This window comes from Vibrio sp. 10N.261.45.E2 (assembly GCF_002875705.1).
In the GTDB taxonomy this organism is placed as follows: Bacteria; Pseudomonadota; Gammaproteobacteria; order Enterobacterales; family Vibrionaceae; genus Vibrio.
Window position 1 is genome coordinate 37,031 of sequence record NZ_MCZZ01000141.1, and the last position, 19,467, is coordinate 56,497.

Annotated in this window: 18 protein-coding genes and 1 pseudogene; 6 read left to right on the forward strand and 13 right to left on the reverse strand. The window is 44.5% G+C overall.

What is annotated here, in order from left to right; translation table 11 throughout:
* Positions 1–60: 60 nt before the first annotated feature.
* The 5 genes and pseudogenes from BCT34_RS16955 to BCT34_RS16975 all read right to left on the reverse strand — a co-directional run bounded on the left by BCT34_RS16955 (position 61) and on the right by BCT34_RS16975 (position 5,236).
* Positions 61–966, reverse strand: a complete 906-nt coding sequence (locus BCT34_RS16955) for a MalM family protein (protein WP_076651713.1) — start codon at positions 964–966, stop codon at positions 61–63.
* A 176-nt stretch (positions 967–1,142) separates the two neighbouring features.
* Positions 1,143–1,879: pseudogene (locus tag BCT34_RS16960) on the reverse strand (dienelactone hydrolase family protein).
* Positions 1,880–2,137: 258 nt separating this feature from the next.
* Positions 2,138–3,097, reverse strand: coding sequence for a pyridoxal-phosphate dependent enzyme (locus tag BCT34_RS16965; protein WP_076651731.1), 960 nt, complete (start codon positions 3,095–3,097; stop codon positions 2,138–2,140).
* 127 nt (positions 3,098–3,224) lie between these two features.
* Positions 3,225–4,562, reverse strand: coding sequence for a HAMP domain-containing sensor histidine kinase (locus tag BCT34_RS16970; protein WP_076651714.1), 1,338 nt, complete (start codon positions 4,560–4,562; stop codon positions 3,225–3,227).
* The gene (locus BCT34_RS16975; protein WP_076651715.1) at positions 4,559–5,236 is read right to left on the reverse strand and encodes a response regulator transcription factor; all 678 of its coding nucleotides are present in this window, start codon (positions 5,234–5,236) and stop codon (positions 4,559–4,561) included. The genes BCT34_RS16970 and BCT34_RS16975 overlap by 4 nt, the downstream gene beginning before the upstream one ends.
* A gap of 125 nt (positions 5,237–5,361) precedes the next feature.
* Between BCT34_RS16975 and BCT34_RS16980 the strand changes: the two genes are divergently transcribed.
* Genes BCT34_RS16980 through BCT34_RS16990 form a run of 3 tightly spaced genes read left to right on the forward strand, consistent with a single transcriptional unit; the run spans position 5,362 to position 8,298 of the window.
* Positions 5,362–6,381 (forward strand): glycosyltransferase family 2 protein, encoded by a 1,020-nt coding sequence (locus BCT34_RS16980; protein WP_076651716.1) that lies wholly within the window; start codon positions 5,362–5,364, stop codon positions 6,379–6,381.
* A complete protein-coding gene (locus BCT34_RS16985) occupies positions 6,378–7,847 on the forward strand; it encodes a glycosyltransferase family 39 protein (protein ID WP_076651717.1) in 1,470 nt (489 codons plus the stop codon). Before BCT34_RS16980 ends, BCT34_RS16985 begins: the two co-directional genes overlap by 4 nt.
* Positions 7,834–8,298: a GtrA family protein gene (locus BCT34_RS16990; protein ID WP_076651718.1), complete on the forward strand. Its 465-nt coding sequence runs from the start codon at positions 7,834–7,836 to the stop codon at positions 8,296–8,298. Before BCT34_RS16985 ends, BCT34_RS16990 begins: the two co-directional genes overlap by 14 nt.
* Before the next feature lie 85 nt (positions 8,299–8,383).
* Here BCT34_RS16990 and BCT34_RS16995 read toward each other — a convergent pair whose 3' ends face one another.
* Complete coding sequence (locus BCT34_RS16995) at positions 8,384–10,765, reverse strand: YgiQ family radical SAM protein (RefSeq protein ID WP_076651719.1); 2,382 nt, start codon at positions 10,763–10,765, stop codon at positions 8,384–8,386.
* A gap of 237 nt (positions 10,766–11,002) precedes the next feature.
* On the opposite strand from BCT34_RS16995, the gene BCT34_RS17000 reads away from it, so the two are divergent.
* Both BCT34_RS17000 and BCT34_RS17005 read left to right on the forward strand, forming a co-directional pair.
* Positions 11,003–11,683: a hypothetical protein gene (locus BCT34_RS17000; RefSeq protein ID WP_076651720.1), complete on the forward strand. Its 681-nt coding sequence runs from the start codon at positions 11,003–11,005 to the stop codon at positions 11,681–11,683.
* A 115-nt stretch (positions 11,684–11,798) separates the two neighbouring features.
* The gene (locus BCT34_RS17005; protein ID WP_004736508.1) at positions 11,799–11,999 is read left to right on the forward strand and encodes a DUF4250 domain-containing protein; all 201 of its coding nucleotides are present in this window, start codon (positions 11,799–11,801) and stop codon (positions 11,997–11,999) included.
* 137 nt (positions 12,000–12,136) lie between these two features.
* Here BCT34_RS17005 and BCT34_RS17010 read toward each other — a convergent pair whose 3' ends face one another.
* On the reverse strand, positions 12,137–13,048 hold the full coding sequence (locus tag BCT34_RS17010; RefSeq protein WP_076651721.1) for a LysR substrate-binding domain-containing protein: 912 nt from the start codon (positions 13,046–13,048) through the stop codon (positions 12,137–12,139).
* A gap of 279 nt (positions 13,049–13,327) precedes the next feature.
* Between BCT34_RS17010 and metE the strand changes: the two genes are divergently transcribed.
* Positions 13,328–15,697 (forward strand): 5-methyltetrahydropteroyltriglutamate--homocysteine S-methyltransferase, encoded by a 2,370-nt coding sequence (metE, locus tag BCT34_RS17015; protein WP_076651722.1) that lies wholly within the window; start codon positions 13,328–13,330, stop codon positions 15,695–15,697.
* A gap of 84 nt (positions 15,698–15,781) precedes the next feature.
* On the opposite strand, the gene BCT34_RS17020 is transcribed toward metE, so the two are convergent.
* The 6 genes from BCT34_RS17020 to BCT34_RS17045 form a co-directional block, all read right to left on the reverse strand.
* Positions 15,782–16,177 (reverse strand): GspS/AspS pilotin family protein, encoded by a 396-nt coding sequence (locus tag BCT34_RS17020; protein WP_076651723.1) that lies wholly within the window; start codon positions 16,175–16,177, stop codon positions 15,782–15,784.
* A 1-nt stretch (position 16,178) separates the two neighbouring features.
* The gene (locus tag BCT34_RS17025) at positions 16,179–16,475 is read right to left on the reverse strand and encodes a YciI family protein (RefSeq protein WP_004741234.1); all 297 of its coding nucleotides are present in this window, start codon (positions 16,473–16,475) and stop codon (positions 16,179–16,181) included.
* A 194-nt stretch (positions 16,476–16,669) separates the two neighbouring features.
* Positions 16,670–17,068, reverse strand: coding sequence for an acyl-CoA thioester hydrolase YciA (gene yciA, locus BCT34_RS17030; RefSeq protein ID WP_017061510.1), 399 nt, complete (start codon positions 17,066–17,068; stop codon positions 16,670–16,672).
* Between the two features lie 188 nt (positions 17,069–17,256).
* A complete protein-coding gene (locus tag BCT34_RS17035) occupies positions 17,257–17,823 on the reverse strand; it encodes a septation protein A (protein ID WP_076651724.1) in 567 nt (188 codons plus the stop codon).
* Between the two features lie 133 nt (positions 17,824–17,956).
* A complete protein-coding gene (locus BCT34_RS17040; RefSeq protein ID WP_017069991.1) occupies positions 17,957–18,205 on the reverse strand; it encodes a hypothetical protein in 249 nt (82 codons plus the stop codon).
* Between the two features lie 286 nt (positions 18,206–18,491).
* Complete coding sequence (locus tag BCT34_RS17045; RefSeq protein WP_076651725.1) at positions 18,492–19,379, reverse strand: LysR substrate-binding domain-containing protein; 888 nt, start codon at positions 19,377–19,379, stop codon at positions 18,492–18,494.
* Positions 19,380–19,467: the final 88 nt, after the last annotated feature.

Sequence of the window (19,467 nt, forward strand, 5' to 3'; positions counted from 1 at the left end):
TCTCGTTTGCTCAAAAAAGAGGTAAAGTGAGAGAAAATAAACGACTACTTTGAGGCTAAGTTATTGTGCTTTTTGATATTGCTTCATCGCGTCAACAAAGGAGTTTCGCATCCCTTCGATTCCTAATCGCTCAGATTCTTCAACGTACGTCAGTGCTGCACTAAAATCTCCAGATGAAACCGAGTTTTCTATAAGAGTTTGATAAACCTCTCTCTTATTCAGTGTATTTTCCGTTAGTAAATCTGATTGGGCTACGGTTGATTCTGGAATAATTTGTTGAACTCGCTTTTGACGGTTTTGTTCTTCAACAACGGTGGTTACCGCTGTGAATTTAAAATCAAAGGAGACTTTCCCGATTGCAGAGTGGGGGATGGCGTAGTCCGTGTTATGAGCGATGTTTGCCTGAATATCGCCAGAACGTATCGCCATATCACTTGGTTTTTCGACAGGAGTTGTTTCCGCGAGTGCTTCGCTAGTTGTGAATACGACCAAGTAAGCAGGAGCCTCGCCGTTTAAGTAACGTTCTTGCAGTTCTATTTGTGCGCCATATCGAGCACCATTAAGCAGGCTAAGTGGCTGGTACTTAATACTTTCATTGCCAATGACATCTAGCGGCTGGTAATTTTTGTCTAAGACCAAAAGTGACGGAACGAATGCTGAATAATTAGCATTTGAAGTCACTGAAAAACGAATAGCATCTAGTGTTGTAGGAAGCTTTAGCCCTCCAGCAAAGGATCGGCCAGATTTGAACTCGATTTTAGGGCTTGCTGTGGTGATCGAAACCGATATTTCTTCTGGGTTCGTAATGCTTTGATATTGAATGTTACTCAGGGTTTCGCAGCAGTTTTCGTTGTTTTGTAGCGACTCTAGCCCCGGAGAAGTTTTGTGATAGCTAACCGGTGACTCTGTCACTGTTGAGCAGGCGCTTAGTGCGAATACCGCTGGTAGTATTGCTAAATATTTCATAATTTCTCACAGTTAAAAAAGCATATCTGATTCAGAGTGCCTAATTGATAATAGATATACATTACAAGAAAGCGCTTTCTTTTTGAGTGACGAACGCCAAATTTAAAGAAATAGTCACTAATAATTAGTACGAATTAGGTAACAGGCTGCCGTTGAGCTGTTACTTAGATTGAAAGTTAACGAGATACCGAACTTAAAAACTGGGTAAATCGGTCCCACGATTTTTGGTCAGCTTCTTGTTGATAGTTGTTTGAGCCGAATACGGTAAAGGCATGTGGCGCACCACTGTAGGTGATCATTTCATGCGGAACCTTGGTTGTTTCAAGTTGATCGGCGAGGCTGCCAAAGTCTTCCATTGAGATCATGGAATCTGCTGTGCCATGGAACACGACGACAGGAGCTTTTGTTTGAGAGTAATTTTGCCCTTTTGGTGTCGATAAACCACCATGGAAGGTGACGTAAGCTTTCGAAGGGATGCCCGCACGTGCGGCTTCCAATACAGCAGCTCCGCCAAAGCAGTATCCCATCATTACGTTGTTATCTAAGTTGCCGCCTAGTCTCTTCGCTTCCATTGCTCCTGCATTAAGTAGCGCGCGCCTCTTTTCTCGGTCTTTATACAATTCGCCGGTGTGTTGCTTTTTATCTTTCACTTCGGTTGACGAATATCTTTACCAAATAAGTCGATGGCGAACACGTTGTAACCGAGTTCATTGAGCATCTCAGAACGTTTCTTTTCGTAATCGGTTAATCCATCCCAATCATGTACTAATAACACCAAAGGCGCTTGGTTGCTGGCTTCACTCCAATAACCTTCGTAATCCATACCATCGACTTGGTACGTGACGTTTTCTCCTGATATCACAGAGAAGGGCAGTAAAACTGAAAACAGGCCGAGCGTAGTGAGTGTTCGCATGAGTGATTCCTTTCGATGACCATTGACGTTTCACTCGAAAGTATAGATAACGCGATGATTCTCGCCAGATTTGTGTTTCTAATTTGAAGTGTGAGGGTGAAGGTAAAAAATATAAGTGAAGGTAAAAAATATAAGTGGAGGTGAAAATAAAGTTGAAGTGCACGAAACAGCGATCACGATGAAGTGCTATGGCTGTTTTGTGATGTTCTCAGCTTTCCAGGATTTGAATAGCTAAAACTGGGGAATAACGGGCAACATCTACCAAGATGCGTTGGTTTTGGTTTTGGTTTTGGTTTTGGTTTCGGTGTTACTGATACTCATCTCTGGGTATTTTCGCTGATAGCGTGGCAACATCGATTCATTACCTAAGATGCCACCTTGATGGATATAGATGATGGTTTTGGTCGGGTTGTCTTGTTGCCACTGTTTTAAGCACTGCCACATTAATGGGTCATAGAGCAGGTCGAATTCAACATCGGTTTGCTCTTGTAGGTCTAACCAAGTTTGATAATCCTGTTGATACAATTTACCAAAATGGTGTTTGGCTTTGAGCGGTAAGATCTGTGGGTGATCGATTTCGCCAAGTTCATTGAATTGCTGCGTTAAATACTCAATTCCACCAACACACGCACAGGTTAATACTGGGATACTATGGAGCTTTAAATGCTTATAAAGATAGAGAGCAGTACTGCCGGTACCTGCTGGTAGTGCAACCACGAAATCGCGTTTGTTTTCGAAGCGCGTCCAGCTAAGTATTTCCATCGCCAGTTGCTTCACGCCGTATTCAGATAGCTGAGAGCGCCCTCCCTCGGGTAACACAATGCACTCTGAGTTAGGTTGTCGTACTTGCTCGATATATTGTTGTGGATGAAGCTCTAAGCCTGTCTCTTTGACTGAAATAACCTTAGCGCCGAGGTCGATGGCACCTCGGTAGTTACCGATTGGACGTTCTTGTAGCCATTGAGGAATGTGGTCAACGTAAAACTCAAGCGTCCAGCCTTTAATTTTTGCGAGTGCGGAGAGTGAAAACAGAGAGTTCGCCTGCGCAGAACCATAGCTGATCAAGGTAGTGGTTTCTGGGTGCTCGTCTTCCAACAGCTTCATGAATTTACGGGCTTTATTGCCGCAAAAGTGGGAGTGGAGCTGATCATCACGCTTTAAAAAAAAGGTGTGGTCGTTGTATTGGTGCTGAGTTACAGGGCTATTATTTAGTTTCATCGCACTTAGACAAAATGCTGACTCAAGAGCCAGCATTTTTAAATCAAATAGGATTAGTGAGTATCTAGTAGCGAGTAGGTGCTGTAAACCAACTAAATCAAGTTTTCATTAGATATTGAGTACAACGCTACGAGTTAATTTGACCGTTATCTTGTTGATGTTGATGTTGATGTTGATGTTGATGTTTATATAGATGGGCTGAGTTTGTTTGAAAGGCGATTTTGGCTGTACACCCTCCAGAGTCGCGATTGATCAACTCAAAGTTCCAATCGAAGCGTTGACATAAGTCCTCGACAATCAATAACCCCAATCCATGACCATTCGGGTTGTATTGTTCCTGAAGACCTTCTCCTTGATCTTCGATCACAATACTCTCTTCGGACAAGGAGACCGTAACCGTGCCACTGTTGGTCGCTGCAATAGCATTTCTCAACAAGTTGCCGATCAACATGTTCATGATCGCACTGGTGGCCTGAATAATAGGCTCCGACTGGACGAGTAGGGATATTTCGACTGCTTTCTCATCTGCCTGCAACGTGTTTTTGGAAACGATTGCCTCTAATTCTTGCTGGCCAAAAAGTCGTAGTGGCGCATCGTCACTGTTTCGTTCATAACGCACTAAGCCAAGCAAGGCATCGACCATCTCTGACATCTGAACAATGGCGTCATCAATACGCTCAACCTGGCGAGATTGAAACTCGGTTGTTTTGCTTCTTAAGAGTAATTTATTCGCACCACGAGCAACCGTTAATGGCGTTCTTAACTCATGGCTGGAGTATCGAGCAAAGGCTTGTTCACGCTTTACTAAGGAATTGATTTCTCGACGATAGTGATTCAGTTGATCTGTTAGCTGACGAAATTCAACCGCCGCATCATCACTCACACCGAACTCTTCGTTGAGGTTGAGCTTATTCGACTCTAGCTGCTCAGACAGAGAGTTGAAAGGTTCAATCAGTCGTTTAGATAGTCGATAAAGCAGAGTACCGAAGCTAAAAATTAAGATGGAGAGTAACGTGAGTACAAAGGTGGTCGCGTACACCAGTTCAGAAACAGCAAATTCAACCCGATCTATTTCGGACAGTAGGATGATTGGATAAGTTTTTCCTTCGTGGGAATATTCGCCCACATAGACCATCCGTGACTCTGGGTCTTCGCCTATTTCCCCTATGAAGCTCTCTTTACCTTCAATGAGCTTATAATATTCTGGAGGTATGAATGACGGGTCGTTATAGGCGATCGTAAGGTCGTCAATTTTTAACTCACCACTTTCGCCGGCTTGGAATAGCTCGACGGCGTAATTGCGGTCAATCAAAATACGCCTTTCTCCGACTCGGTCTTCCGACATGTAGAGCGCAGCAACAAAAACGACATAGACGAATGCAGACACAATCACGGCCATTAACCCAAAGAAAACCGCTAGTCGTCCAGTTAGAGTTTTGGTGCTTGTCAGAAAATTTGAAATCAATTCGATGGCTCCAGACGGAACCCAACTTTAGGAACCGTAATCAACATCTGGCTGTCAAAAGGCTTGTCGAGTTGGTTTCGTAATTGATAGATGTGACTGCGCAGCACATCATTGTTGGGTTCGTCTTCCTCCCATAATTTGTAGGAGATATCTTCACGAGTCACCACTTCCGGTGCGTTTTGGCAAAGCATCTCAAGTATGGTGTAAGTCGTTGGATTAAGCGCGAGCAACTTATCTTGACGGTAGGCTTTACGCGTTTTTTGGTCGATGGTGAGTTCATCAAACTGCAGTTTAGAAGACGCCACTTTTCCGCGGTAACGACGAACGAGTGCGTTCATTCTTGCTTCTAAAATATCTAAATCGAAAGGCTTGGTCAGGTAATCATCGGCTCCGTGGTCAAAGCCTTTTAACATGTCTTCACGGCTATCTAGTGCGGTAAGCATAAGAATCGGGGTTGTATTACCTTGGTCTCTTAACTTATTACAAACCGTTAGGCCGTCCATTCTCGGCAGCATCAAATCTAATATGATGATATCAAAAGAGTTATCCATCGCGAGTTGTAGTCCAAGCTCACCGTTATCTGCGTAATCGAGCTCCATACCAATACACTCAAAGTAATCAAATAATACGCCCGCAATTTCGCGGTTATCTTCGACTAATAGCACTCGTTTCATTTTGATTCTCATACAGAAATAGACGGTAACATTATCCTGAGTGAGCGTGAAAAATATGTCAATAACATAACTTTCACTTATGAGGGGGTAGATTGGCTTCAGATTAAAAAATAGAAGAATGTATTATGTCTGAACTTCATATTAGCCGACCTAAAGTTTCCACATCGCGGATCAATCCTGCGGTTTCATTATCCATCATTGTGCCTTTTTACGATGAACAAGAAGTTTTAGGAGAATTTCATTCCCGCCTAACTAAAGTGCTGGATAGCTTACCCATCACTAGCGAGATCGTTTATGTCGATGATGGTAGCAAAGACAACAGCTTAGATTTAGTGAGTTCATTCACTTCAATCAATAGCTCAATTTCTGTGATTGGTTTAAGCCGCAACTTTGGTAAAGAGTCGGCGATGAGTGCAGGCTTAGAGCACTGCCGTGGGCAAGCGGTAATTCTTCTAGATGCTGATTTGCAAGATCCACCCGAACTGATTCCTCAAATGATAGCGAAATGGCGCGAAGGTTATGACGTCGTCAACATGCAGCGTAGCCAACGTGACGGTGAAACTTGGTTTAAGAAGTTCTCAGCAGCAAGCTTTTACAAAGTCATGAATGTGGCGGCAAAGATTGATGTGCCAGAAAATGTTGGTGACTTCAGACTGTTGAGCCGAGAGGTTGTTGACCATATCAATCAACTTCCTGAACGTAATCGCTACATGAAAGGCATTTTTTCATGGCCGGGCTTTAGGCAAGCAACCATTCAGTTTAAGCGCGACGCTCGCTTCTGTGGCGAGACCAAGTGGAACTACTTGAAGCTTATCGGATTGGCGATGGATGGCATTACCTCGTTCTCTATCCGACCATTGCGCATTGCGACGGCCGTTGGTGGTTTAGTCGCGCTTACTGCCTTCGTTTATGGTGTCTTCATCGTGTTCAAAACCATGATGTTTGGTGAGCCTATTACCGGCTACCCATCAATGATGGTTGTCCAACTTGCCCTAGGTGGCATTCAACTTTTGAGTATTGGTTTAATGGGGGAGTACATAGGTCGTATTTTCATTGAAACCAAGAATCGTCCTCTGTATCTGATCCAATCTGTGGTCGATACACCTGCACTAAAAACACATTTTAAATTAGAGGAGTCAGCATGAGCCTGAACCGAACGCACCTGTGGTATTTGTTGGCTTTTGCATTGGTTTTAAGGCTTTTATCGCTGGCGACATATCCTTTAATGGACACTACGGAAGCGCGCTATGGAGAAATGGCTCGTTTGATGGTGGAAACAGGTAATTGGTTAACCCCTCAATTTGATTACGGTATTCCTTTTTGGGGTAAGCCACCATTGTTCACGTGGATGAGCGCAGCCGGCATCGAGTTGTTTGGCTTGAGCGAGTTTGCTGTGCGTGCGCCACACTGGTTAGCAGGATTCATCACGATTTTATTGGTTACGTACATGGCTAAGCGCACCGGACAAAGTGCCTTGGTGGCAGCCGTGGTATTAGCAACATGTGGAATTTTTTCTATCGCTGCAGGTGCTGTGATGACCGACATGGCGTTAACGTTAGCCATGACCATTGCGATGCTAGGTTTTTACTTGTGTTGGAAAGGAGAAGGAAGTGAAAGAATCAATAAAACATGGGGTTACGTTGGGTTTGTAGGTTTGGCATTGGGTCTGCTAGCTAAAGGACCTGTTGCGATTGTCATTATGGGTATCGCAGTGTTCCCTTGGTTAGTATTACAACATGGTTTCTTCGGCGCTTTCAAAGCGTTATGGCAACGTTTTCCACTGTTGTCTGGTGTAGGTGTCATGCTGGCTATTGCCTTACCTTGGTACATCATGGCAGAGATGGCAACACCGGGCTTTATTGATTACTTCATTGTTGGTGAGCACTTTAAGCGTTTTGTGGTAAGTGGTTGGGAAGGGGACCTTTACGGTTCGGCCCATGATGAAACAAGAGGAATGATTTGGGTTTTCTGGATTCAAGCGGCTGCGCCTTGGTCGATTGTGTTGCCTATTTTGACTTTCGTACGCCGTAAGAAAATTGCAGAAGTTAACGCTGAACATGGGGGGCTGTTTTCATTCCTTGTGTGTTGGTTGGTCTCACCTCTGATTCTTTTTACCATGGCGGGTAATATTCTTCCTGCGTATGTGTTGCCAGGCATTCCAGCCCTTGGCTTACTGGTAGCGATGCTTGTAGTAGAAAAAGATAAGAAGTGGTTCTCGAGCGTGGCTTTAGTGCTGCCTGTGTTGCTAATGATTGCGATGGTCTACCTTAACCTAGGCAAAGCGAACGAGAAAAGTGACCGTATTATCTTTGAACAAATTACGGATGAAGCGCCGAGTTTTTACGTCGGTAAACGACCTTTCTCAGGACAGTTTTATAGTCATGGGCAAGCAAAAAAGCTACTCGATGTTGAACAGCTAGATGGTATCGATAAGTTCTATCTAATTGGTAAAAAAATGGAAGTTGAAACCAAGATCAAAGACAACGCGTTGACTTGTATTTTAGAGCCGACGGTGAAACTAAAGCGTGCTCTGTTTAGTTGCCACAACCAAAGTATTAAACCAAACCTGTCGTTGAGCCATATTCGAAGTGATGGCGATGTCCAGTTTTAACTCGTTATCGAGACTGTTTAGCGATAAGTTCGACACGTTGAACCAAAAATTACAACCTCACCATAAGATGATTAAATTCGCTATGGTGGGGGCGGGTGGCTTTGTTGTTGATTGTACGGTTTTTGCGTTGCTTCATTACGTGATTGGACTGCCGTTGATGAGTGCTCGAATCGGCGCTTTTATTATTGCAGCAACGACAACGTGGTTTGGTAATCGAGTGCTGACCTTTGAGTTCAAAGAGCAGGGCGGTTGGTTAGATAAGTTGATTCAGTGGCAAAAATTCATGCTCTCAGCATCGATATCAGCGATACCCAACTTGCTGTGTTTTAAGTTGATGACCGAGCTACTTCCTACATTCACTGGTGCTGTGTTTATTGCTATGGCAGTTGGTATCTTAGTGGGGATGATAAGCAACTACTTACTGAGTCAGTACTGGGTATTTGCCCGTTAGGCTCCCTAGTAACAGGTACAAAAAAGCGCAGCTAAATAGCTGCGCTTTGTGTTTTTACGATGGCGAGGTAAATGGGTTCGCGATATTAGCGTTGTGCTGCGCGTTGGCGATTCTTACCGTTACTCGCAGGTTTACCACCTTGGCCATTACTCGCTTTGTTGCGGTTTGGCTTGCCGTTTCCGCCGCCATTACCTTGCGACTGGTGACCTCCAGGACCTTTCTTAATGAAGCCTGTCGCTGGTTTGCGAGAATTGCCATTACCGCCACCGTTTTGCTTTCCGTTACCTTGGCCAGCGCCACCTTGATTGCCGTTACCACCAGATTTCTTACCTGAGTGGTTACGTGGTTTCTCGCCGCCCAACCCTGGTTGAGATTTGCTGTGCTTAGTCGCAAAGCGCTGTGAGCCGTGACGACCTGACTTACGACGTTGTGCAGGTGTTTGTGCATCAAAGTCTTCTGCGGGTACTAGGCAGTTTGCCTTGTCGCCAATTAAGTGTTGTTTGCCCATGCTGATCAGCGCTTCACGGATGATCTTCCAGTTCTCAGGATCGTGGTAACGAAGTAGTGCTTTGTGCAGACGACGCTGACGATCACCTTTAGGTACAGGAACATCTTCGCGCTTCTTATATTTCACGCGTTTCAGAGGGTTAGTCTCTGAGTAGTACATCGACGTTGCATTACACATCGGTGATGGGTAGAAGTTCTGTACTTGGTCACACTCGTAGTTGTGCTTTTTAAGCCACATTGCAAGGTTAAGCATGTCTTCATCTTCTGTACCTGGGTGAGCCGAGATGAAGTAAGGAATTAGGTACTGCTTCTTGCCGGCTTCAGCGCTGTACTTTTCGAACATCTCTTTGAAACGATCGTAAGTGCCCATACCCGGTTTCATCATCAGGTCCAGTGGGCCTTTTTCAGTATGCTCTGGCGCAATCTTCAAGTAACCACCCACGTGATGAGTTACAAGCTCACGCACGTATTCTGGAGATTCAATCGCTAAGTCGTAACGAACACCAGAAGCGATCATGATCTTCTTGACGCCCGGTACTTTTCTCGCAGAGCGGTACAGGTCGATGGTGTGTTTGTGGTCTGTGTTTAGCTTTTCACAGATTTTTGGGAACACACATGATGGACGACGACAGTTCACTTCTGCTTTAGGATCTGAACAACCTAAACGGAACATGTTCGCCGTAGGCCCACCCAAGTCAGAAATAGTTCCGGTAAAGCCAGGTACTTTATCTTTGATGTCTTCAATCTCGTCCAAGATAGATTCTTTTGAACGGTTCTGAATGATGCGGCCTTCGTGTTCTGTGATTGAACAGAAAGAACAACCACCAAAACAACCGCGCATGATGTTAACCGAGGTTTTGATCATGTCGTATGCCGGGATTTTCGCTTTGCCGTACATTGGGTGCGGAACACGCTTGTAAGCAAGGCCAAACACATAGTCCATTTCTTCTGTCGTTAGTGGAATTGGTGCTTGGTTAACCCAAAGCTCGCGATCACCGTGACGTTGAATCAGAGCACGACCTGAGTACGGGTTTGTCTCTAGGTGCAGAATACGGCTAGCGTGAGCGTAAAGAATACGGTCATTGTTTAGCTTTTCGTAACCTGGGATTCGAACTGCTGTTGTTTTTGCATCGTGACGAGACGGACGAATCGTAATTGGCTGCGCTTTTGGTTCTTCATCTTTTTTGGTATCGCATTGCGTTTCAACTTCGTACGGGTTTACCGGCACGTACGCTTTGTTCGGCTTTTCGATACGAGAAGAGTCAATGATCTTGAAGCCTTCAGGGGCAGCAGGCAGGTTGATAGCTGTACCGCGAATGTTAGTCAGCGTAGACATGTCTTCGCCGTCAGCAATACGGTGTGCTACTTCAACCAGTGCACGTTCAGCATTACCAAAAAGAAGGATGTCAGCTTTTGCATCAAACAATACCGAGCGACGAACTTTATCCGACCAGTAGTCGTAGTGAGCCACACGACGCAAGCTCGCTTCAATACCACCAAGCACGATTGGCGTACCTTTGTAGGCTTCACGACAACGTTGAGAATAAACCAGAGTTGCACGGTCTGGGCGTTTGCCACCTTCATTGTTAGGTGTGTAAGCATCATCGTGACGTAATTTGCGATCAGAGGTGTAGCGGTTGATCATGGAGTCCATGTTACCCGCAGTGATACCGAAAAATAGGTTAGGTTTGCCTAGCTTCATGAAGGCGTCTTTATTGTCCCACTTAGGTTGAGCAATAATGCCCACGCGGAAACCTTGAGCTTCAAGCAAACGGCCAATGATAGCCATACCAAAGCTCGGGTGATCGACATACGCGTCACCAGTTACAATAATAATGTCACAGCTATCCCATCCAAGAGCATCCATCTCCTTTCTACTGGTAGGCAAAAAGGGTGCAGTTCCGTAGCACTCGGCCCAGTATTTTTTGTGTTCATGAATAGGAGTGATATCGCTGTACATATTTCGACCTCTGATTTTTGAGGCGGGAATTATAGCGGCATGCGCCCTGACTAGCCAGTAGAACATGCCCCTGTTAGTTCTGGTGTCTTTCATCACTTTGTTGATAAATACAACAAAAGAGCCATACAACAGCATAGTTGAAGGCTTGAATAACGTCGCTAATTTATGATTTTGATTAGTGTTCGCAGCAGTTTTTGATATTATTCGCGAAAATAAGTCTTAAGAAGTAGATCCACAATGGTCGAAACGTTACTAACACAATTTGCTCCGATGCTTTTGGGAGCCCAACTGATCTTAACTCTCATCTTGGTGAAAGGGGATATTTGTCCGGGACAACGTGGTCGTATCCACAAAATGTTACCTGCAATCGGCGTGCTGTGGCTGGCCATAGCTTCAGTAAAAATTGAAGCTTTTCTTGTCGTGTTCGCTATCTTTTATTTCTATTCTCAAGTTCAAACCAAGAAGACTCGTGATTCTGGCCCTATCTGGGTGATGTATCTTGCTTGCGGTTTAGCGCTGTCATACGTTGCAATTCAAGCGACTGAGCAAGCAACCACAGTCGGCATCATTACGACTCTGCTGTTGGTCGTATTGTTAGGTGCTGCGTTTGGTCATTTACTGCTGACGATCGCAAGAACGCGTTTGCAAGCTTTCCACCGTGTTTTGCCAGTGGTGGGTGTATTGGCGGGTATGCTAGTGGTTTTGGCGACGGTGGTGAGTGTTTATTCCCTTTCTGAAGCTCAACTAGAACCCGTGATTTCGACGCTGCTGTTCAGCTTTGCGTTGCTAATTTCATCTATCGTGGTGTGGTGCTGGCATCTACTGTTTGTTAAAACCCCTGAAAAGCTTCAGCTGACGATTTCGTTGTTGATGTTATTGGCGGCTGCTGTTGGTTTAACGCCAGTTTGGGCACTTTAGTCACGCACTTTCATTAATCACGTATTCTCTTTAAGAAGTGTGATCAGTTTTTTAGCATGGCGTTGGTAAGCGTTCTAAACTTAAATCTAGTCGGTGTGTTCGTAAGGAGTACGAGATGGATTTAAGCAACGTCAAAGGTTTCGATAGCATTATTTTGCTGGGAATCGTGAATGAAAAACTTCGCCTAGAGTGCGATAGCTTTGAAGAGCTGATTAGTATGTATGAAATGGATATAGAAAGTGTCGTTGGCAAGCTCGATATGCTTGGCTATCAATACGACCCACTGACTAACCAGTTTAAGTCTTATCCAAGATAGTCTATTTTCGCGAATCAACAGATATCGACAATCATCGGTACTGAAACTAAAAAGTCACAGATTATCTGTGACTTTTTTTGTTTCTGGCGTTTGTCTTTTGTGCTTTGTATAAGCAGAGTGACTGACGACAACTATCGTTAAACGACCTCAATGCCATCAAGGTGACTCTTACTTTGCTGCCTTGCTGTACTAAAGAAAGCTTGCAGGTAACGTTTATCTTTTTCTGAGTTTCTTACCGCTGCAAATAGCCTTCTTGAAAGCCCTTTACCTAGTGGCTTGCTGGCTATCAAACCTTGTCTTGAAAACTCACTGATCGCCCAGTTTGGTAATGCCGCGACCCCTAAACCCGCCGATACCATTTGCACCAACATCAAGGTGTTGTCTGCTTGCTTCCACTTCTTAGGTTCTACACCTGCAGGTTGCAAAAAGTGCTTCACGACATCTAAACGCTGTTTTTGAACTGGATAGGAGAGCATGGTGAGATCGCTAAGATCTTGCGGTTCAATACTTGTTTTTTCTGCTAAAGGTGAGTTGATTGCCGTGATCAAACGCATCTCGAAATCAAAGAGTGGCTCATAGTGAACTTCAGAACGAGGCTGTATGTCAGAGGTAATCACTAAGTCGAGCTCACCCGCCATTAGCGCAGGCAGCGGCTCAAAACCAAACCCTGATGAGAAATCTAGGGTCACGCTTGGCCAAGCGACTTGGTATTCCTTCAAAGCGGGCATTAGCCATTGGAAGCATGAGTGACACTCAATCGCCATGTGCAATCGACCATTTACATCCTCTTTAAGGCTCGCGAGTTCGTTCTCAGCTTTGGCGACTCTTGGCTGAATCTCATCCGCGAGCTTAAGCAAGATCTCACCCTCAGAGGTGAATTTCACTGGCCTAGTTTTACGCAGGAAAAGCTGACCACCAATACGTGCCTCAAGGTCTTTCAACTGGTGAGAGAGTGCTGACTGAGTCAGGTGAAGAGAGGTTGCGGTAGCTGTTAGCGAGCCGCTGTCTCTCAAAGTAGTCAATGTTCGAAGGTGTTTAAGCTCTATCATGAGTTTTCCTCATATTCCCTAAGCCAATTCAATATTTCTTAATAATTACCCTACGGGGTTTTCTCTTACTTGTAAACGTCTAGATGTCCAGATGGATTTAATTGTTTCAACTTTAGATTGTTTAAGATGAATATTTTTAATAAACAAGATGAATATTTGGACGTTGTTCATCGAGCAGATTGGGTAGATAGTTTAGCCATCCAGACGCCTTTGTGGAAGTGCAAAACATGACAGGCCGTTTGAACAGATACTAACAATTATTGAATAAGGAGCAGGTTCATGACTACAACAACGCATATTCTTGGCTACCCACGCATCGGTGAAAAACGCGAACTGAAATTTACATTGGAGAAGTACTGGCGCGGCGAGATTGACCAATCTGAGCTTAAGCAGCTCGGCATCGAACTGAGAAATCGTAACTGGAATGTACAAGCTGACGCGAATCTAAGCTTTGCAACTGCGGGTGACTTCGCATGGTATGACCATGTATTAACAACGACTTTACTTTTAGGTCATGTGCCAAAACGTCACGCTGGTGGTAGCGAAGATGAAAAAACCTTCCCAGATTTAGATACTTTACTTCGCGTTGGTCGTGGACAATCTCAGACGCAAATTCAATCTCAAAAGCAGCCAACTTGCTGTGGCGGGAAACATGGTTCAGAAAGTGCCAAAGATGGTGCTGCAGCATCAGATATGACCAAGTGGTTCAACACCAATTACCACTACATTGTTCCTGAGTTCAGCAAAAATGACTCTTTTGAAGTAAGTTGGCCACAACTGTTTGATGAAGTGAATGAAGCGATTAAAGCGGGGCATAACGTGAAGCCGGTTCTTCTAGGTCCTCTGTCTTACTTATATCTCGGCAAAGAAGTGGAAGAGGGCTTTGACCGCTTAACCTTACTTCCACGTTTGCTCACTGCTTACCAAGCGATTCTGGCAAAACTTGCTAAGTTGGGTGTTGAGTGGGTGCAAATCGATGAGCCTATCCTTTCTCTGGAACTTGAATCTAAGTGGGCAGATTCATTCAAATTGGCGTATCAAGTGATTCAAGGCGATGTAAAACTACTACTTACCACTTACTTTGATTCGGTAACGGACACGTTAGATAAAATTGTAGAACTGCCTGTCAACGGTCTACATATTGACTTAGCAGCAGCGCCGCAACAACTTGATGAAGTAGTGGATAAGTTGCCTGAAGAGTGGGTGCTTTCTGCGGGTGCAATCAATGGGCGCAACGTTTGGCGAGCAGACTTGGCTACCCAGCTAGCTAAACTGCAACCGGTGAAGGAGAAGCTAGGCGATAAGCTGTGGGTGGCAAGTTCATGTTCGCTGCTTCACAGCCCAGTAGATTTAGAGTTAGAAGATTCACTCAGTGAAGAGATGAAGAGCTGGTTTGCTTTTGCGAAACAGAAAGTCACGGAGGTGAGTTTATTGGGTGCGGCGCTAGACGGCGATCAAAATGCCATTTTAGCGTGTGAAACGTATAGCCAGCCGATTGTTGCCCGTAAGAGTGCGACTCACGTAAACAAGCCGCAAGTTCAAGCTCGTATTAACACCATTACCAAAGCGTTAACGGAGCGCAGTGCACCTTACGCGGAGCGTGCCGCGCATCAGTCTGAAGTGTTAGGTTTACCGTTATTGCCAACCACTACCATTGGTTCGTTCCCACAAACTGGAGAAATCCGTGTTCAGCGCAGCGCTTATCGCAGTGGGAAATTGAGTGAAGCGGAATACACGACTGCATTAAAAGGCCATATCGCTGATGCCGTTAAGCGTCAGGAAGCACTTGATTTAGACGTGTTGGTTCATGGTGAGGCGGAACGTAACGACATGGTCGAGTACTTTGCAGAAAACCTAGCAGGCTTTCAGACCACCAAATTTGGTTGGGTGCAAAGTTACGGCTCTCGCTGTGTGAAACCGGCGATTGTGGTCGCGGACATTGAGCGTGAAAAACCGATGACGGTGGAGTGGTCGACCTACGCCCAATCTCTAACTTCAAAGCAGATGAAAGGTATGCTAACTGGGCCTGTTACCATCTTATGTTGGACATTCCCACGTGAAGACATTTCGCGTAAAGAGATCACTAACCAATTGGCGTTTGCTCTGAGAGATGAGGTGTCTGATCTGCAAGACGCAGGCATCAACATTATTCAAATTGATGAACCTGCCATTCGTGAAGGTTTGCCGCTGAAAAAACGTGACCACACAGAATACCTAGAGTGGGCAGTCGATGCCTTTAAGATCTCGGCGGCGAGTGCTAAACCAGAAACTCAGATCCATACCCATATGTGTTACAGCGAGTTCAACGAAATCCTTGAGTCAGTGGCCGCATTAGACGCTGATGTGATTACTATTGAGACGTCTCGCTCGAACATGGAATTGCTAAAAGCGTTTGAAGAGTTCAACTACCCGAATGCGATTGGACCTGGTGTTTATGATATTCACTCACCAAACATCCCTTCACAAGAGTGGATCGTTGATTTACTTAAGAAAGCGGCAGAGAAAATTCCGGCAGAACGTTTATGGGCAAACCCGGACTGTGGACTAAAAACGCGTAACTGGGCAGAGACAGAAGCGGCTCTAACCAACTTAGTTTCGGCGACTAAGGCACTGCGCAAAGAGTGGGAAGCTGCAGAAGCTCAAGCATAGCTAAAATTAAGGTTTGATTACTCCAAAAACAAAGGCCTCGCAAATGCGAGGCCTTCTAGTTTTATGTTTGTTCGAATCTCGAATCTAGCTGCTGCTCTGGCATGTATCTTTGCTGATCAGCTTCTCAACCATCAATTGCCCGCGAGTGTTGCGAATCTTGATGTTGTAAGCCAAGCCCATGTCGAGGTTTGCTCTTACTTCAGAGTTGGTGCAGTAGCTATTCACACTCATATCTACAACTTGGTTTAAAGGCTTAGCACCTTTTGCGTCTTGGTTGTAGATCATCATGATTTCGATAACCGTGTTTTTTGCTAGCACGCGCATGACCGATAGTGGGCCATATTCAATCGGTAGGCCAGCAGATAAAACGCCTGCACGGTGCTGCGCCATCATCTCTAGCTGTCTTTGTTCGTCTTGCTCACTTGAAGCACAGCCTGCAAGCAGAGCTAAAGCCAGTGAGCCAATAATCCATTTTTTCACGTTAAAATACTTTCTTGAATGGTTTTACAATCACGTTTTGGTAAACGCCTGCGTCAATGTACGGGTCAGCGTCTGCCCATGCTTGAGCGTCTTCTAAAGAGTTAAATTCAGCAATGACAGTTGAACCTGTGAAGCCCGCTTCGCCCGGATTATCTGAGTCAATTGCTGGCATAGGACCTGCTGTTAACAGTCGGCCTTCATCGTGAAGTGTTTGTAGGCGTTCTAGATGTTGTGGGCGAACACTTAGGCGCTTTTCTAATGAATTTTCGACGTCTTGAGAAAAAATCACGTACCACATATTGAGATATCCTTATTTTACTTCACTAAATTGGGGCATTTAAATTCGCTATCTTGCTAATTTACGCGAACTAATTGGTATTGGAAGGGCTAATGATAAGAAATTGTGAATTGGTGCGAGAGAGTTGTATGGTCTTTAGCAATTTCATTTATATAAACTAAAGACCATCGATACAAAACGCTGACTAAAAAGTGTTATTTGTTGATTGGGCGAGGTTTACCACTTTCATCAACCGCAACGTAGTTGAATGTCGCGCCACATACCTTGTAGCGGTCGCCGATACCGTGATCAAGTACAGGCTTAACCCATACTTCTAGGTCGATATTCATCGAGCTGCGGCCAATCTTAGTGCAGTCACCGTAAACACAAACAACATCCCCTACAGAAACCGGCTGTTTGAACTCGATACTCGATACGGAAACAGTGACTATCTTGCCGTTAGAGATCTCTTTTGCCAGTATGCCGCCGGCAAGGTCAAGTTGAGACATTATCCAACCACCGAAAATCTGGCCTGCTGCGTTTGTATCAGAAGGCATCGCTAATGTGCGAAGAAGTAAAGAACCAATCGGGTTCAAAGTTGATTGAATAGTCATTGTCGTACTCTTAATGGTATTGATTTTCTAAAAATTAAAATAGATGTGCTAACGAGACTCGCGGTGGTCGAGTTTTAACGTCTTCACCGAACACAAATAATAAGTGGCCAATGATCACGAGTATCATTGGCCAATCGCATATTGATAATAATTGTATCAAATAGGGTATGAGGACTCATCCCTAAGGGTTACTTCTCGTCGGTATTTTTATCCGTTAACTCTTTCTGCTGGTCTTTTGGCAAATGCTTATAGATGTATACACCGGTCAATAATGTGAATAACAAGGTAGCGATGAGTAAGCCAAACACCTTGAAGTTCACCCAAACATCCAACGGTAGGCTGAAAGCAACGTAAACGTTGAGAACGGCACACAGAGTAAAGAATAGAGTCCAAGCCCAGTTGATCTTGCCCCATACCGCATCAGGCAGTGTGATCTCTTTACCTAACATCCCTTTGATCGCCGATTTGCCCATGATGTGACTGACCGTCAAACCAATCGCAAACAATGCGTAAACGATGGTGACTTTCCATTTTATGAAATTGTCATCGTGCAAGAAGATGGTCATTCCACCAAATACAGCAACCATTAAAAACGTAATGATCTGCATTTTTTCTACTTTTTTGTAGATGACGTATGTCAAAATAATTTGAATTGCAGATGCAACGATCAAAGCACCCGTTGCCGTATAGATGTCGTACATCTTATAAAGCGCAAAGAAAATAATGAGAGGAATGAAATCAAGAATTTGTTTCATGAGACACTGACTATCCAGTTGGTTGAGTTGCTGACAGTCTAGCGAAAACTGTCTCGATGCTAAATAGCCCGAGACAATTGGGTGCCAATTAATTCAATCTAACCGCTCATCGTGTTTGAAGGGTTTATGTAGGTTAACGCATTGATGAGGTTTGGTAGCGAGGTATTAGCTTCTTGATGTCTTCAAGATAACCTTCGCTTTTCAGACTGTCTAAGGTGTTTTCGAGTTCCTGTTCGCTCATAGCAAAACACGTCGATTTTCCAGTCGTTAAGTCCAAGTACTCGTGATATTCACGTTCTGTGAAGTGGCCAATTCTGTCCATTAATAGAGTTTTAATTCCATGGTGAATCAAGCCGTAATACGTATGTCTTTGTAAGGTCATAGCCTATCCTCCGTGACAAGCTGCAGCGAAAATAATGCAACCTGCTGTATATTGGTTGGGTTATCTATGACAAAGCAATTCGAATGCCATTTTATCCAATTGAACAGAACAAGTTTCCTACAAAATAGAATTGAATTTCTTTTCAAATAGTTAAAGGGAGGTGCGTTCTATTCTATGACAGCCAATACGTCACAGAGATAAAATAGTTTCATTTTGAGAATGTTGAAATTCTCAAAATGACGCTCGACTATCGCTTATAGTACGTGCCTATCAATGGTGAATGCCGTTAATCAACAAGCCAATCTACCAGAGTGGATAATGACGCATTTTGACGATTCTTGGGTTGCAGCAAGAAGTAACCATTTCCTGAGAAGACGCTGCCTTCACTCACTTTCACCAACCTGCCTAAGTCGATATCTTGCTTCGCTAGCGTGATATCGCCTATGGCTATCCCAAACCCTTGAATGGCAGCATTCATGGCTTGATCGAGCGTGGCAAACTGCTGGTTATTCTTGCTTGAAAGGTCGTGGCTGCCGATGTGTTCTAGCCAAAGTCGCCAATCACTCTGCTCATTGTTGGCGTGTAGCCAAGTGTATTGGGCAAGCTTGTGTGGCTTGATGATGGTCGATGCGTCGTCGACAAGATGGCTCTGCGTAATGCTTTGTGCTTGGCAAACGGGCGCTAGCTGCTCGTTAAACAATAATTGGCTGATAATCGATTGCTGGTTTGGCTTCTTACCATAGGTAATTACGGCGTCAAACGGGTCAAAGCTTGGTTCAAAGACGTGCTTGATGGTCGACGTGAGTTCGACATCAATTTCGGGATAGGCTTGCTGAAAAGACATCAACTTAGGTAGTAGCCAAGAGGTAATACAACTCGGAGCATTGAGTTTAATTTTAGAGGGAGAGCTAGCCACTTGGTTAAGGGCGGACTGCAGTTGATGAATCGTTCCTTGTATCAAGGGAACCAGTTCTTCTCCTTTCGGCGTTAAAGACAATCCTCGAGCATGGCGATAGAAAAGGTCGCAGCCAAGGCTTTCTTCAAACGAGAGTACCTGACGACTTACTGCACCTTGCGTGACATTGAGCTCATGTGCCGCGCGCGTAAAGTTAAGATGCCTTGCTGTAGACAGGAATGCGAGCAAGGTTTTAGTTGAAGGGAGCGTGTTGTTCATATCTTTACCTATGACTTTTTATCATGGCTATTATGTGATTATTTCGATTCATTTATCAACAGTGTTTTGTTTGAATGTAAATACTTAG